This is a genomic window from Polynucleobacter rarus (assembly GCF_003072505.1).
Classification (GTDB): Bacteria; Pseudomonadota; Gammaproteobacteria; order Burkholderiales; family Burkholderiaceae; genus Polynucleobacter; species Polynucleobacter rarus.
The window spans coordinates 2,587,945-2,603,801 of the sequence record NZ_NTGB01000001.1; the positions used below are offsets into that span (position 1 = coordinate 2,587,945).

A 15,857-nucleotide genomic window follows, 5' to 3' on the forward strand; every position below is an offset into this window, starting at 1 on the left:
AAACTCAGTTTTGAAATGGTTTGATTCAATTTTAATGCTACCCATTTTGTCCGTTAATCTCTCAAAGAATTAACGAACGCTTTGCTTACTCAAATTGTTAAAGAACAGCCATAATTAAATGGCAAAAATAAATACCATAAAAAGTTAGGATACTTATTTTGACCATCTTGCAGTAAATCTTGGTGGAGGATGACGGGATCGAACCGACGACCCCCTGCTTGCAAAGCAGGTGCTCTCCCAGCTGAGCTAATCCCCCGGCATACTTTACTTTACTGCATGGATCTGTTGCCGCTTGATGTGGTGGGTCTGGAAGGACTTGAACCTTCGACCCCCGCCTTATCAAGACGGTGCTCTAACCAGCTGAGCTACAGACCCGCGGCATTACATTGTTAACCGATAAGTGTGGATACTACATTTCAGCATTGTTCTCTAGAAAGGAGGTGATCCAGCCGCACCTTCCGATACGGCTACCTTGTTACGACTTCACCCCAGTCATGAACCCTGCCGTGGCAGTCGCCCTCCTTACGGTTAGGCTAACGGCTTCTGGCAAAACCCACTCCCATGGTGTGACGGGCGGTGTGTACAAGACCCGGGAACGTATTCACCGCGGCATGCTGATCCGCGATTACTAGCGATTCCAGCTTCATGTAGTCGAGTTGCAGACTACAATCCGGACTACGATACGTTTTATGAGATTAGCTCCCCCTCGCGGGTTGGCAACCCTCTGTACGTACCATTGTATGACGTGTGAAGCCCTACCCATAAGGGCCATGAGGACTTGACGTCATCCCCACCTTCCTCCGGTTTGTCACCGGCAGTCTCTTTAGAGTGCTCTTGCGTAGCAACTAAAGACAAGGGTTGCGCTCGTTGCGGGACTTAACCCAACATCTCACGACACGAGCTGACGACAGCCATGCAGCACCTGTGTTAACTTTCTCTTACGAGCACCTAATGTATCTCTACTTCGTTAGTTACATGTCAAGGGTAGGTAAGGTTTTTCGCGTTGCATCGAATTAATCCACATCATCCACCGCTTGTGCGGGTCCGCGTCAATTCCTTTGAGTTTTAATCTTGCGACCGTACTCCCCAGGCGGCTGACTTCACGCGTTAGCTACGTTACTCCGGATAAAATCCCGAACAACTAGTCAGCATCGTTTAGGGCGTGGACTACCAGGGTATCTAATCCTGTTTGCTCCCCACGCTTTCGTGCATGAGCGTCAGTGTTATCCCAGGGGGCTGCCTTCGCCATTGGTATTCCTCCACATATCTACGCATTTCACTGCTACACGTGGAATTCTACCCCCCTCTGACACACTCTAGCTATACAGTCACAGATGCAATTCCCAGGTTAAGCCCGGGGATTTCACACCTGTCTTATATAACCGCCTGCGCACGCTTTACGCCCAGTAATTCCGATTAACGCTTGCACCCTACGTATTACCGCGGCTGCTGGCACGTAGTTAGCCGGTGCTTATTCTTCAGGTACCGTCATTCACAGCTGTGTTAGAGCTGCTGTTTCTTCCCTGACAAAAGAGCTTTACAACCCGAAGGCCTTCTTCACTCACGCGGCATTGCTGGATCAGGGTTGCCCCCATTGTCCAAAATTCCCCACTGCTGCCTCCCGTAGGAGTCTGGGCCGTGTCTCAGTCCCAGTGTGGCTGATCGTCCTCTCAGACCAGCTACTGATCGAAGCCTTGGTGAGCCTTTACCTCACCAACTAGCTAATCAGATATCGGCCGCTCTATTAGCGTGAGGCCTTGCGGTCCCCCACTTTCCCCCTCAGGGCGTATGCGGTATTAGCGCAACTTTCGCTGCGTTATCCCCCACTAATAGGCACGTTCCGATATATTACTCACCCGTTCGCCACTCGCCACCAGGATTGCTCCCGTGCTGCCGTTCGACTTGCATGTGTAAAGCATGCCGCCAGCGTTCAATCTGAGCCAGGATCAAACTCTTCAGTTTAATTCCTGTATGCCAATTAAGGCATGTCGCTCACTCAAAGAAATGACTCAGATATTACTATTTGAATCAATTTACTGTTAAGTGAGTACTACTTTTATTTCATTGTCCAAAAGGACTAAATGCTTTCCTGTAGTACCCACAATTATCGGTTAACTAATTTTTAAAGAGTGGCTGTTTGTTTGTTTTTTATTACATACATGCAGCGGAGAAATAAGACTTTATCTGAACCAATTGCCCTTGTCAACACTTTCTGCAGAAAAACTTTAAATAATTTACAAATAATTTGCATAATTTACTTCTTTTTATCTCTACAGCCTTTATTTATAAGGGTTTAAAGTTTTTAAAAATAATTGAAAATAATTTACTTAATTTTCAAGATTACCATCCTTTTATACGGGTTAACCCTGATAACTTTCCTTAATTACTATAGAATGGACTTGTTAACACTATTCTATTTATGCAAAAAAACTCAAACATCTTCTCTAATAATTCAAATCCTGTCTCAGTATTGGAGTTATCTTCTATTCATCTCGATAAAATTAGGTTTCATTTGAAGGAACTAGATGAAGAAGATCGGTTATTAAGGTTCGGAATGTTTGCATCGGATCTTTTTTTAGACAATTACGTCAATTCATTTGATTTTTCTCGTGATGTTTTTTTTGGAGTGTTTAACTTAGATCTCAAGTTGGTAGGTTTTGCCCACCTTGCTTATTGCCACAGTGTTAAGGCACCCTCAAAAGATGCTGAATTTGGCGTTTCTGTTTCGGCCACTGGCAGGGGTATTGGAATTGGTACAGCCCTTTTTATGCGAGCCGCCATTCATTGTCGTAACAGTAACATTGATATTTTGTACGTTCATTGTTTATCTACTAACGCGGGAATGATGCATATTGCGAAGAAGGCTGGCATGCTAGTAGAAAAGTCTCATGGCGAGGCTGATGCATTTTTAAGAATTACTCCAGGTAATCATGCATCCGTTTTAAAAGAAGCGCTTGAAGCCCAAGCTGCAATTGTTGATTACACAATTAAACGCTCTGTTAAACAAACTTTGAAGATTACTAAGCGGATATATCGATTTCCGAAATTGGTCTGATCTTCACATGATTAAAAATGTTTGCTTTATCTACGCAAGCTAAATATCCATTGAATTACGAGATTTACTTCTTTGTCTGTGATGTTATTTTTATTTGCTGGCATTGGGATTGCCCCCCAAGCACCTACTCCACCTTCTTTGATCCTACTTGATAAATAAGTATAGGATGCGGGCGAGCTGTCATATCTCTTAGCAATCTCCATAAAGGCCGGGCCAACGACTTTTTTTGTTTCGGCATGACAACCAAGGCAAAGGTTTTTTCTTGCAATATCTCGCCCCTCGGAAACTTCTGAAGCGCTAGCTATGTTTAAGCCTACACCAATTCCTACAATACACTGCCAGATATAAGCAAGTCGAACCATATTAATTATTTCTTAGTTTCAACCACGCCCATTGAATCTAATTTTTTCTTTTCCTCTTCAGAAATAATATCCATCAACTTAACAACCTCTTTAACACTATCACTAGCTTTACTAGCGACCGTTGCTGCGGCTTTTGCCTCTAGCTCAGTAACAACCCCCATCAGATACACCCTTTTTGCCTCTACGACGATTTTCATTGAGTTTGAGGGGATGTCGGAGGTTGCGACAAATTTTGCTTTAATTAAGCTATACAAAGAGGAATCAAGTAATCGATCCTCTGTCGAACTTGATCCCGTTATTTTCAACTCATCAAATACTTTTTTGACATTTACTTGCTGACTTACTTCTTTTACAGCTAGGTCTTTATAACTTTGGTTAGGAACCTCTCCAGTTAATAATACCTTTTGATTAAAGACACTCACGTTAATATGCGCATCTGTACCCACTTTATTTTTTAAACTCGCATCTAACTCAAGTTGAATACCCCGATCGATGGTGGTAACCGATATAGGTCTTCTATCTGCTAGAACCATTGCACTATAGATTCCCGTGCCAGCAATAATAGGGAAGCACCCGGGTAAAATTGACGCGACACTTAATAATAATGCTGCGTTTCTAACCTTCGCAAATAACTTCATGTTTTTATCCTAGTAATAAGTAATCAATGCCATCGCACAAACAATGCAGAATCAATAAATGTGTTTCTTGAATTCGAGCTGTTCTATCAGCTGGAACGCAGAGGTGGATATCTCCGGCCCCAATCATTTTGCCCATAGCCCCACCATCTTTTCCAGTTAATGCAATTACTGCAATACCTTTACTCTTAGCAACTTCAATTGCTTTTATGACGTTTTTTGAATTACCTGAAGTTGATATTGCCAGTAAGATATCCCCTGCCTTTCCTAAGGCGCTTACTTGCTTACTAAATATTTCATCATATCCATAATCATTTCCAACCGCAGTCAGTATGGATGAATCAGTCGTTAGAGCTATTGCACCCAATTCTTTTCTTTCACGCTCGAAACGACCAACCAACTCGGCCGCAAAGTGTTGTGCATCTGCTGCAGAACCACCATTTCCGCAAGCCAAAATTTTTGCACCTGCGTTGACGCATTGGAACATTAGTTCTATGGCTCTTGCGAGGTCAACAGCTAAAACATCTTTACTCTTTTGCTTAGTTGCGATGCTGTCTTCGAAGTGATTTCCGACTCTAGTTATTAAGTTTGTATCCATTTGCAGTGACTTTAGTTAATATTATTTGAATGTGTATATGATGTCATCATATTATCGAACATTCAATTCGAAATTGTTACGCAACAAATATTTTAATGAGCCAATTAATTACTGAATCTTTAAGAACGCAGGATTTACCTGATTCTTGTCTGTATATTGTAAGTACGCCAATTGGTAATATGGCAGACATAACCTTCCGAGCTGCTTATGTTTTGCAGCACGTTGATGGTATCGCTTGTGAAGACACTAGGCATACTCTTCATTTACTTAATTATTTGGGTATACAAAAACCATTGATGGCTATCCATGACCATAATGAAGTTGTTGCATCACAAAAATTACTTGGTCTAATTTCTCTTGGTCAACGATGGGCTTATGTTTCAGATGCTGGGACTCCCGGTATTTCAGATCCCGGCGCAAAGCTTGTTAATACCTTGATTCAAGCCGGAAAAAGGGTTATTCCCATTCCTGGTGTTAGTGCCATCAGTACTGCATTGTCGGTATCTGGTATTACCACCATTCACTCTGAAGGTCGATTTCAGTTTTTGGGTTTCTTACCGACAAAAGGTCGAGATCGAAAAGCATTACTGCAAAAAATTTATACTTCGTCCTTAGCCAGTGTTTTTTTTGAGTCCCCTCAAAGAATTAAAGAAACACTAACTGAAATTGGCTCTGCATTAAAAGATGAAACTAGAACAATTTTGGTGGGGCGTGAACTGACTAAAAAATTTGAAACCCTTCACTACGTTCTTTCCAGCCAAATGCTTAATTGGTTAGAGGATGAACATATTTTAAAAGGGGAATTTTGTATTATCGTTGAGGGATTCAGAACTTCTTCTGACTTATCCCAGGATTCTCAAGAAGTTACGGTTAACTCTCATCATTTGATTAATTTACTTTCACAGCACTTGGGTAGTAAGCAAATTGCTGAGGTACTTTCACAGTCCGGTGTACTCTCTAAAAACCAAGCTTATCAGTTGGCTTTAGAGTTGAAAAATTCAGATGCAAAGAAAGATTCACAGACCTTAGAAGATTAGACCCGTTTGCTAATATTGGTCATAAAGAATTTAGCATTGACCAAAATACTTGGCCAATGCTTGATTGTTCTTTATTTTACTTTTTCTTGCTAGTAGACTCTTTGTCAGCAGAAGCTTCAGAAGGTTCAGCTAATTTTCCACCAGAGTTATTTGCAATATAGACAATCGCCCGGCCGATTTCGAAATCGCTTACGTCATCAGGCGATGAGCCTCCCCTTGCGGGCATGGCATTGTAGCCTTTAAGAGCATGCGTTAACAGGGTCGGATAACCTTTGCTAATTCTGGAAGCCCAGGCAGCATTTTGACCCATGACTGGCGCACCTGCAGCTCCCGAAGTGTGGCATGATGTGCAAACATTTTTATAAACCTCTTCTCCTGTTTTTAACACTTTTGGTGCACTTGCATCTTTGAAGTCTAAGTTTGCGACAGGTTTAATTAACCTATTTGCTATTTCTTGATCTTCAGAGGCTGAAGGTTTATTCTGACTATTGGCATAAGTCAAAAGCAAAAGAATTACAACTAATGGAATAAAAAATGCCGCTATCACCATTAAAATCAATTGTTTAGGTGATTTAATTAAGTTGCCATGTTCTTCGCTCATTACTTTTCCTTTGAAACTGTTTTGATATAAATTATTGAATTTACTAATTATAACGAGAGTTCATAACAATAACTTGACATCCTATTTGCGGTTTAGAAATTATTTGTTCTTATTGAACTGTTAGTCACTTACAATATGGCTATTAAAAGGCGCCCGTAGCTCAGTGGATAGAGTATTGGCCTCCGAAGCCAAGGGTCGCTGGTTCGATTCCAGCCGGGCGCGCCATTTTCTTTTCTTATTGTAATTCTCCTATTTTCACTGAAGAATTGGTAATTTAGTGCTTACTTAACACAAAGCTTCTAATCTTATTAGTAACAATAGGCCTCTGCGAAGAATGGCTTTTATTTGATCTTCTATTTTGCGATACTATATTTTATTTCTAGAGTAATTGTTCATTTGGGATGTTTTTTGTACTTTGTTTCTTGCATATCCTATGTTTGTTGTTTTTTAATAATTTCCAATGTATTGATTTTTAAGGGTTTTATTAACATCAAGCCTTTTTTCTTCTGATATTTCTTTTTTTCAAGTGTTTGAAAATGTAATTTTGATGTTAGTTTTCCGACCAGATTCCAAGTAATTAATTTTGATTTAGAAAGTGGCTTTTTAATTCTTTTGAAGTCAACATACGCTCTTCTTAAAAGAACCTTAAAATAATGAATTATTTAATTTAATTTGATTTATCTATGTCTACTACAACTACTAATCAAACAACTTTCGATACTCCGATCCCTGAAGGTTTACCTATTCCGAATAGAAAAATCATCAGAGGTATGATTGAGCCTTTTGCTAATAAGCAGACTGTCAAAGCTGTTTCACTGCTTGTTGCTGATATTGTGATTTGGTTTGCATTAATTGCAGGTACGGTATTGATAGAAAATTTATTGGTCAAAATAGTCCTTGGCAATATTGCTGGGTTTTGGATTGGTAGGTTATTCATCTTAGGTCACGATGCTTGTCATCAAAGTTTTACTCCACATAGAGAGTTAAATAAATGGCTAGGCCGTATAGCATTTTTCCCTTCGCTCACACCTTTTAGTCTATGGGAAGTTGGACATAACGTTGTCCATCATGGCCAAACCAATTTAAAAGGTTTTGATTTTGTTTGGGCACCACCCAGCCTCGAAGAGTTTAATAAAATGCCTGTTTGGCGTCAAAATTTAGAACGCTTATATCGCAGCGGATGGGGTCCTGTTTTTTATTACCTCATTGAAATTTGGTGGAATAAGATGTATTTCCCAACGAAAAAGAATATGCCATCTACTCGCAAGATATTCTTTAAGGATAGTTGCTTAGTATCTGCCTTTGGGGTTCTTTGGATTGGTGCATTAGTTTATGGTGCTTATTTGACAAATCAGTCTTATTTCACAACTCTAATATGTGGTTTTGTAATTCCGTATTTATTCTGGAATGGCATGATAGGATGGGTTGTTTATGTTCACCACACGCATACTAGCGTATCTTGGTACGATAACAAGACAGAGTGGATGAAGGCTCAACCTTTTGTTTCAACGACAGTCCATTTGACTTTCAAGCGTAACTTTGGTGCCACGATGCATCACATCATGGAGCATACTGCGCATCACGTAGATATGGGTGTTCCTTTGTACAACCTTAAAGATGCTCAAGCTCAATTAGAGCATTTGCTACCAGGTAGAATCATTGTCCAACCGTTTTCTTGGAAATGGTATTTCGAAACCGCCAAGTTATGTAAGTTATATGACTTTAAAAACAAGTATTGGCTTGATTTCAACGGCAATAAAACTGCTGAATCTATACAAGTGATTCCGAGCCCCTAATGTAGGGGTTTTGAATCGGTGTTAAAATAGGGGTTTTGCTGCTCGAGGTTACTATGACTACAACAACAATTACAACTACAACTACAGAAACAAGTATACAAACGACTGACACTGCTTCTCAATCACTTAAATTTTGTTCTTCTTGCAGTCGTGAAAAACGTTTAGAAGGTGGTACTTGGATTCCAACTAGTAATAAAAAACAGCGTTGGATCTGTGCAAGTTGTTTATACAATAGAACTCATAGAACGGGTTCTGCCAAGGAATAATGCTTTCATCTTACTGAAGGAAGGGATTGTTTAACCTTTCTTCACCAAAACTTGAGTTTGGTCCATGTCCTGGCACAAACCGAATCTCATCTCCATATTTAAAAAGATTCTTTTTAATTGATGTTATTAAATCTTGATGATTTCCTCTCGGGAAATCAGTTCTCCCGATTGAACCTGCAAATAGTAAATCTCCTACAATCGCAATTTGAGCTTCTTCGTTGATGAAAGCTATATGACCTGGTGTATGTCCAGGGCAGTGCTCAACTTTAAATGATTGATTTCCTAGTTTCACGGTGTCACCTCCCACTAGCCATCGATTTGGAATAAAAGACTCGGCTTGATGGTTAAATCCAAATCTTTGAGCTTGAATTGACAATTGCTCAATCCAGAATAAATCCTCTTTATGCGGTCCTTCGATTGGAACATTTAATTGTTTGGATAATTCGCTCGCTCCCGAACAGTGATCTAAGTGACCGTGCGTAATTAATATCTTTACAACATTCAACTGATTGTCGTTAACTACCTTTAGTATTTTTTCTAAATCACCGCCAGGATCTACGATGGCAGCTTGATTGGTTTCATCACAAACCAATATGGAGCAATTTTGCTCAAATGGTGTTACGGGGACAATTGCTATTTTTAAACTCATCTCTTTATCATACTGATTTTTTCAACTTTGAGAATAATTTCGACTTTATTTAGGTTAAAATAAACTCATTGATAGGAGAGTGTAATTTTTACCGCCGAAGGCGCAATACGCCCGTAAACGCTCAGGCAAAAGGACTGTCATTTTTTAAAACTCTGGAGAGCTGCATTCATTTGCACACCGAAGGGGCTAACATCATTCGTGATGCAATCTCTCAGGTAAAAGGACAGGGGGGCCTTTTTTAGGATTCCCTATGGTTGCCAATACAATTTTTCATCAACAACACATTGATCTCAATGCCAAGATGTTTAACTTTGGTGGTTGGGATATGCCTATTCACTATGGCTCTCAGATAGGTGAACATTTACATACTAGAAATTCTGTTTCTATTTTTGATGTTTCACATATGGCCGTTGTTGATGTAAGTGGTAAAGATGCTCACTCTTTCCTAGAAAATCTTTTAGCAAATAATATTAATAAATTGACTGATGAAGGTCAGGCTCTATATAGCTGTATGTTGAATCATGATGGTGGGATTTTAGATGATTTGATTGTTTATAAAATTGATAACTTTTATCGATTAGTTATTAATGCGAGTACCGCTGTAAATGATTTAGAGTGGATGGGGGCAGTTGCTCGAGATTACACGGAATTAAAAGTCCTTCCCCGACGTTCAAATATTATGGGTATGCAAAACCCTTTAGTTCTTTTAGCTTTGCAAGGTCCTGAATGTCTTATAGCTATCAGTAAAGTTTTTCCGTTATTGTCTGAAGAACTTGCTGCGATCCCCTATTTTGGTTCTAAAGTTTTTGACACTGAATTTGGTGAAGTAATGTTTTCCCGAACTGGGTACACTGGTGAAGACGGTTTTGAATTGTTCTTACCTTTAAAGTTTGGAAATAAAATATGGGACTTATTTATACAGCATGGTGTCTTACCAGCTGGTCTCGGTGCTCGTGACACCCTTCGTATCGAGGCTGGATATAATTTATATGGTCAAGATATGGAACCAAGATTTAATCCCTTTGACTGTGGTTTGGCCTGGACCGTTGATTTAAGTAACAATCGACAATTTATTGGTTCGCAAGCCCTTCATCATTACTCTAGAAGTTATTCTTTTGTTGGTTTAATCTTAATCGGCAAAGGTATTTTAAGAAGTCACCAAGTGGTTAAAACTGAGTTTGGTGATGGTGAAATTACTAGTGGTACTTTTAGTCCTAGTCTTCAACAATCCATTGCCTTTGCAAGAGTTCCTTTACAAGTGCAACTCGGCTCACTTGTTCAAGTTGTTATCCGTGATCAATTGATATCGGCAAAAGTAGTCAAACCCACTTTTGTTCGTAAGGGTAAAAGTTTAATTTAATTTAGGAGATATTTATGTCGTTACCAGAAAACCTGTATTACGCTGAATCGCATGAGTGGAGTTCACTCAATGATGATGGGACTATTTCGGTCGGTATTACCCACCATGCACAAGATGCTTTAGGTGATATTGTTTTTTTAGAGTTGCCATCTTTAGGCGCTAACTTAGAAGCGAAGATGTCATGCGCTGTCGTTGAATCGGTTAAAGCAGCTAGTGATATTTATGCTCCGATTTCAGGAAAAGTTGTTGCGATTAATGAAGCGTTAACATCTCAGCCAGAACTCATTAATTCAAATCCTTATGAGTCATGGTTTTTTAAAATTTCTCCTAATAATGTTGATGATTTAAAGTCTTTACTAGATGCTAACGCCTATAACACTTTAATTGGGGGTTAAATTCCATGTCAAACTCTCTGGCAAATGGAGTAATCGGTGGTTTTTTATCTAGGCATTTGGGTCCCTCTGAAGAGGATCAATCTGCAATGTTGAATATCCTAGGTTATGATTCCTTTACGAAGTTTATGGGGGAAGTCGTTCCAGAAAACATCCGTGTTCATTCCGAGATTAATTTACAGGGGTTTGATAATCCATTGTCAGAAGCGGAAGCAATTGCTTACTTATCTAAAATTTCCAAGGACAATCTAATTTATAAAAACTGGATTGGTCAAGGTTATTACAATACTTTTACTCCTGCAGTTATTCAACGTAATATCCTGGAAAATCCCTCTTGGTACACTTCTTATACTCCTTATCAACCGGAAATCTCTCAGGGACGATTGGAAGCAATTATTAATTTTCAACAAGTGATTATTGATCTAACTGGCATGGATATTGCTAATGCATCCATGTTGGATGAAGGTACTTCTGCCGCCGAGGCCATGACCTTAGCCAAAAGATCTTGCACCTCAAATTCTGTTAATTTTTTTGTCGAAGCAAGTGCTTTTCCTCAAACAATTGATGTAATTAAAACTCGGGCAAAACCCCTTGGTATCAACATTATTGTTGATGATTTCAATAATATTCATCAATATCAATTCTTCGGGGCTTTTATCCAATATCCAGGGGGAACTGGTGCACTTTACTCACTAAATCAGTACATCGCTGTAAGTAAACATGTACATGATCAAAATGCGCTTTTAGTAGTTGCTGCTGATCTCTTAGCTTTAACCTTGATTGAATCACCAGCATCCTTTGATGCGGATATAGTCGTAGGTAATTCTCAACGCTTTGGCGTACCTTTAGGTTTTGGTGGTCCTCATGCTGCATATTTGGCAACTAAAGATAAATTTAAAAGAAGTATGCCGGGGCGATTAGTTGGTGTTAGTGTAGATAGTTTTGGTAACCCTGCTTATCGCTTAGCTTTGCAAACTCGTGAACAACATATTCGACGTGAAAAAGCAACTTCCAATATCTGTACTGCTCAAGCATTGTTAGCAATTATGGCTGGCATGTTTGCTACTTATCATGGACCCGTTGGACTAAAACAAATTGCATCAAAGACTCACGAACTTACCTCTCTATTAGCAACATCACTATTAAGTTCTGGATACGTTCTAGTGAATGACGCTTGGTTCGACACCCTATGTATTCAATCTCCAAAGTCTCTCGAACTATTCCAGGAAGCACAAAAACTATGCATTAATGTACGTTTAATTGACCCTAATCATTTAGGTATTTCATTTGATGAGACGACAACTATTGAGGATGTTAAAACTTTAGCTTCTATATTTAATTCCTCGGCAATTGTTCAATCTGAACTTACAAATATTTTTATTCCTCAATCAATTCTCCGCACTTCTCCATTTTTAACTCATCCAACCTTTAATAAATATCACTCTGAACATGAAATGCTCAGATATATGAAAAAGCTATCTGATAAAGATCTTGCATTAGATCGCACGATGATTCCTTTGGGTTCTTGTACGATGAAGCTCAATGCAACGAGTGAAATGATTCCCGTATCATGGCCTCACTTTAACTCAATTCATCCTTTTGCACCGATAGATCAATGTAAAGGTTACTACACTCTAATTGAACAGTTGGAAAAAATGTTATGTGGTGCGACTGGGTATGATGCAATCTCTTTGCAACCGAATGCAGGTTCTCAAGGTGAATATGCAGGCCTTCTTATTATTAAATCGTATTTAGATTCTATTGGTCAGGGTCATCGCAATATTTGTTTAATCCCATCTTCTGCTCATGGTACTAATCCTGCATCAGCTCAAATGGTTGGCTTAGAAGTTGTTGTCGTACTTTGTGATGAGTTTGGTAATGTGGATATTGCTGATCTCACTAGTAAGGCATCACAGCATAGTAATAATTTAGCTGCGATTATGATTACTTATCCAAGTACTCACGGTGTTTTTGAAACAGGTGTTAAAGATATCTGTGCAATCATTCACGAGCATGGTGGTCAAGTTTATATAGATGGGGCTAATATGAATGCTCTTGTTGGTACCGCTCCCCCTGGACTTTTTGGTGGTGATGTTAGTCACTTAAACTTACATAAAACCTTTTGCATACCTCATGGTGGTGGTGGTCCCGGGGTTGGTCCAGTTGCTGTTAAATCTCATCTGGCTCCTTTTCTCCCTTCATCTTTTACCGGAAAGACTGTAAATAAGTCTTTTCCTGAAGTTTCGCGAATAACTTCAGCTCCCTTTGGTTCAGCTTCTGTTTTACCAATTTCGTGGATGTATATTGCTATGGTAGGTTCAGTAGGGCTTAGAAGGTCATCTGAAGTTGCGATTCTTAATGCTAATTACATTGCTAAAAAACTATCACCTTACTTTCCTGTCTTATATTCTGGCTCTAATGGATTAGTTGCCCATGAGTGTATTTTAGATATCCGTCCTATTCAGAAAATATCTGGCATCTCGAATGAAGATATCGCAAAAAGACTTATAGATTTTGGTTTTCATGCCCCAACCATGAGCTTTCCAGTACCTGGTACTCTTATGATTGAGCCGACAGAAAGTGAATCGAAGACTGAGATTGATCGGTTTATTGAAGCCATGGTGGTTATTAAAATGGAAATTGATCAAGTTATTTCTGGTGTTTATGATTCTTCTGATAATCCATTAAAAAACGCCCCCCATACTGCTCTATCCCTTGTTCAAACCAATTGGACTCATCCGTACTCAAGGGAAATTGCTGCTTATCCAGTTAATGGTTTGAAAGATTATAAATATTGGCCTCCAGTTGGTCGTGTTGATAATGTTTATGGTGACAGAAATCTTTTCTGTGCATGTATACCTATGAGCGAATATGCCTCAGCTTAGAAGGTAATTGGATCTCGCTCAATAATTATTCTCATTGAGTGATTTTTTGATTTTAGGTATTCACTATAGTCGAGTCCTTTTTCAAGGCTTTTTTGGAGTTTAATGCGATCATTAGACTCCATTAATATTTGTGTTCTTTCAATACCCCCCACTCTTTGTATTCCTCTAGGAATAGGATCATAAATAATGCAGGCTTCAGTTGGGTTTACCACTTTTTCAAGGTATTTTTTTAACTGGATCAAAACTTCTTCATTTTTTTCTTGGTTTTTTGATTCGGCTAATATCAAGGCTTGATAAGTAAAGGGTGGTAATTTTGCTGTTTTTCTTTCTTCCAATAGTTCTTTATAAAATGAATCTAAATTTTCATCCTTTAAGGCTCGAAAGATTTCATGATCCGGAAATTCAGTTTGAATTATTATTTTTGAGTTAATTGAATTCTCCCCTCTTCCTCCTCTGCCAGCGACCTGAACTAATTGAGCAAACATTTTTTCTGTTGCTCGAAAATCTGATGAATATAAACTTTTGTCTATATCTATTACTATTACTGTTTCCACATTACTGAAATCATGTCCCTTTGATAACATCTGAGTACCAATGATGACATCTACTTCATTTCTATGAACCTTTTGGAATAACTCTTCAGCTTGTCCTTTTTTCCTTGTTGCATCAGTATCGATTCTTAATATTCTTAGATCGCTAAATAATTTCTCGATATTCTCTTCAATTTTTTGTGTACCGAGGCCGACTGGTTTTATATCTTGATTACCGCATTCTGGACATGCTTCTGGTGTTCTTTCTATCAATCCACAATGATGGCAATGTAACATCGCTGTTTTTTGATTCCCATTCTTTTTATGCAATACCTGCCAAGCACTACATTTTTTACAGCCTGACTTCCAGGTGCATGCTTCACAAGCTAATATTGGGGCGAATCCTCTTCTATTGATAAAGATTAGAACTTGTTTATCTCTCTTACTTGTTTGCCTTATTTGTTCTATTACATAATTTGTTAATCCAATTTCTTTAAAGTGAGTTGTCTTATTTTCGATTTTTATATCTGAAATTATTATTTCCGGTATCGTCGAGCCTAATTTTGCCCGTTTAGTTAATTCTAAAAGTTTAATTTTTTTCTCTATTACTTTTTGCCAAGTTTCAAGAGAAGGAGTCGCAGAACACAATAAGACTGGTATTTTTAAGTGGGCAGCTCGCCATATCGCTACATCTCTTGCGGAATATCTCATTCCGTCTTGTTGTTTGTATGAATTATCATGCTCTTCATCAATAACTATTGCAGAGAGATTTTTAATTGGTGTCAAAACACTAAGACGAGTTCCGACAATTATTTGTCCTTCTCCTTTTTGTATTTTTAACCAAGCATAATTTCTTTCACTTGGTGTTAAATTACTATGTAATATGACAACATCTCGTTCTGTACAGATTGTCTTAACAGTTTGTTCAAGTTGTGGTGTTAGATTAATTTCGGGTACTAAAAGTAAACACTGTTTGTTTTGGTCTTTAGTAATGTTTTTAATCCACTCTAAATAGACAGCCGTCTTTCCGCTTCCGGTTATTCCCTTTAGTAAAGAAATTTCGTAAATTCTATTGTTTGTTATTTGGTTAAGGGTGCTGATTGCTTTTAATTGCTCATCATTGAAGAATAAATTGAGTTCTTTTACTTTATCTTCACTTGTTTTTTTATTTTCTTTTTTCTGTATTGATTTCTCAATCCTCGTCCAATTGGCTGGTATTTTCCAGTCTCTAGGTATTGATGAAAATATCACTTCTCCGATTGGTCTTAAATAATACTTTGAAGCAAACTGATAAAGTTTTATTTCTCTTTCAGGCAGTGGATCACATGGAGCAATACTTAATACTTCCTTTACGCTATAAGTTTTTTCTTCTGATTTTTCGCTACTGGTTTTTTTTATTTCTATGATGATGCCAGCACATTTTTTTTTACCAAACTCGATTTCAATAATTTGACCAATTACTGGTTCACGTCCAATTCGTGTTGTATCCCACGAGTATTCGAAGAGTTTATATAAAGGTAGTTCTAAAGCTACTTGAACAAAATTCATCAATATTTTTGAAACAAAAAGTGTTTATGCATTTAGTTTATTTGTTCTGTTAACTCACTTTATCTGTGGATAACTTTGTGGATTACTTCGTGGATAAATTTAATTTTACATACGTTAAAATTTTATAATTAAATATTGAAACT

13 protein-coding genes, 3 tRNA genes, 1 rRNA gene and 1 riboswitch are annotated in these 15,857 nt (G+C 38.3%); of the genes, 8 read left to right on the forward strand and 9 right to left on the reverse strand.

Annotated elements, in window-relative coordinates; all coding sequences use genetic code 11:
- Window positions 1–180: 180 nt before the first annotated feature.
- The 3 genes from AOC35_RS12540 to AOC35_RS12550 form a co-directional block, all read right to left on the reverse strand.
- Window positions 181–256, reverse strand: a tRNA-Ala gene (locus AOC35_RS12540).
- A gap of 42 nt (window positions 257–298) precedes the next feature.
- Window positions 299–375 (reverse strand) — tRNA-Ile (locus tag AOC35_RS12545).
- Window positions 376–433: 58 nt separating this feature from the next.
- A 16S ribosomal RNA gene (locus AOC35_RS12550) occupies window positions 434–1,962 on the reverse strand.
- 457 nt (window positions 1,963–2,419) lie between these two features.
- Here AOC35_RS12550 and AOC35_RS12555 point away from each other — a divergent pair.
- Complete coding sequence (locus AOC35_RS12555) at window positions 2,420–3,055, forward strand: GNAT family N-acetyltransferase (RefSeq protein ID WP_108647477.1); 636 nt, start codon at window positions 2,420–2,422, stop codon at window positions 3,053–3,055.
- A 26-nt stretch (window positions 3,056–3,081) separates the two neighbouring features.
- Here the strand turns inward: AOC35_RS12555 and AOC35_RS12560 are convergent, their stop codons facing one another.
- From AOC35_RS12560 to AOC35_RS12570, 3 genes are read right to left on the reverse strand one after another with little or no spacing between them, the layout of a single operon-like run.
- Window positions 3,082–3,417 (reverse strand): c-type cytochrome, encoded by a 336-nt coding sequence (locus AOC35_RS12560; RefSeq protein WP_108647480.1) that lies wholly within the window; start codon window positions 3,415–3,417, stop codon window positions 3,082–3,084.
- A gap of 5 nt (window positions 3,418–3,422) precedes the next feature.
- The gene (locus AOC35_RS12565) at window positions 3,423–4,055 is read right to left on the reverse strand and encodes a BON domain-containing protein (protein ID WP_108647482.1); all 633 of its coding nucleotides are present in this window, start codon (window positions 4,053–4,055) and stop codon (window positions 3,423–3,425) included.
- A 4-nt stretch (window positions 4,056–4,059) separates the two neighbouring features.
- Entirely contained in the window at window positions 4,060–4,650 is a 591-nt protein-coding gene (locus AOC35_RS12570; RefSeq protein ID WP_108647485.1) for a phosphoheptose isomerase, read from the reverse strand.
- Window positions 4,651–4,745: 95 nt separating this feature from the next.
- Between AOC35_RS12570 and rsmI the strand changes: the two genes are divergently transcribed.
- Window positions 4,746–5,687, forward strand: coding sequence for a 16S rRNA (cytidine(1402)-2'-O)-methyltransferase (rsmI, locus tag AOC35_RS12575; protein WP_108647488.1), 942 nt, complete (start codon window positions 4,746–4,748; stop codon window positions 5,685–5,687).
- 76 nt (window positions 5,688–5,763) lie between these two features.
- Here the strand turns inward: rsmI and AOC35_RS12580 are convergent, their stop codons facing one another.
- On the reverse strand, window positions 5,764–6,288 hold the full coding sequence (locus tag AOC35_RS12580) for a c-type cytochrome (RefSeq protein WP_108647491.1): 525 nt from the start codon (window positions 6,286–6,288) through the stop codon (window positions 5,764–5,766).
- A gap of 149 nt (window positions 6,289–6,437) precedes the next feature.
- Between AOC35_RS12580 and AOC35_RS12585 the strand changes: the two genes are divergently transcribed.
- The 3 genes from AOC35_RS12585 (at window position 6,438) to AOC35_RS12595 (ending at window position 8,350) form a co-directional block, all read left to right on the forward strand.
- A tRNA-Arg gene (locus AOC35_RS12585) sits at window positions 6,438–6,513 on the forward strand.
- Between the two features lie 458 nt (window positions 6,514–6,971).
- Entirely contained in the window at window positions 6,972–8,084 is a 1,113-nt protein-coding gene (locus AOC35_RS12590) for a fatty acid desaturase (protein WP_108647493.1), read from the forward strand.
- Between the two features lie 53 nt (window positions 8,085–8,137).
- A complete protein-coding gene (locus AOC35_RS12595; protein WP_108647496.1) occupies window positions 8,138–8,350 on the forward strand; it encodes a hypothetical protein in 213 nt (70 codons plus the stop codon).
- A gap of 10 nt (window positions 8,351–8,360) precedes the next feature.
- Here AOC35_RS12595 and AOC35_RS12600 read toward each other — a convergent pair whose 3' ends face one another.
- The gene (locus AOC35_RS12600) at window positions 8,361–8,999 is read right to left on the reverse strand and encodes an MBL fold metallo-hydrolase (protein ID WP_108647498.1); all 639 of its coding nucleotides are present in this window, start codon (window positions 8,997–8,999) and stop codon (window positions 8,361–8,363) included.
- Window positions 9,000–9,061: 62 nt separating this feature from the next.
- Window positions 9,062–9,146, forward strand: a riboswitch (glycine riboswitch).
- 103 nt (window positions 9,147–9,249) lie between these two features.
- Between AOC35_RS12600 and gcvT the strand changes: the two genes are divergently transcribed.
- The 3 genes from gcvT to gcvP are packed head-to-tail and all read left to right on the forward strand — an operon-like array spanning window position 9,250 to window position 13,636.
- On the forward strand, window positions 9,250–10,359 hold the full coding sequence (gene gcvT / locus AOC35_RS12605; protein WP_108647501.1) for a glycine cleavage system aminomethyltransferase GcvT: 1,110 nt from the start codon (window positions 9,250–9,252) through the stop codon (window positions 10,357–10,359).
- A gap of 14 nt (window positions 10,360–10,373) precedes the next feature.
- A complete protein-coding gene (gene gcvH / locus AOC35_RS12610; RefSeq protein ID WP_108647504.1) occupies window positions 10,374–10,754 on the forward strand; it encodes a glycine cleavage system protein GcvH in 381 nt (126 codons plus the stop codon).
- A gap of 5 nt (window positions 10,755–10,759) precedes the next feature.
- Window positions 10,760–13,636, forward strand: a complete 2,877-nt coding sequence (gcvP, locus tag AOC35_RS12615) for an aminomethyl-transferring glycine dehydrogenase (protein ID WP_108647506.1) — start codon at window positions 10,760–10,762, stop codon at window positions 13,634–13,636.
- On the opposite strand, the gene priA is transcribed toward gcvP, so the two are convergent.
- Window positions 13,633–15,714, reverse strand: coding sequence for a replication restart helicase PriA (gene priA / locus AOC35_RS12620; protein ID WP_108647509.1), 2,082 nt, complete (start codon window positions 15,712–15,714; stop codon window positions 13,633–13,635). The two genes, gcvP and priA, sit on opposite strands and share 4 nt — an antisense overlap.
- Between the last annotated feature and the right edge of the window lie 143 nt (window positions 15,715–15,857).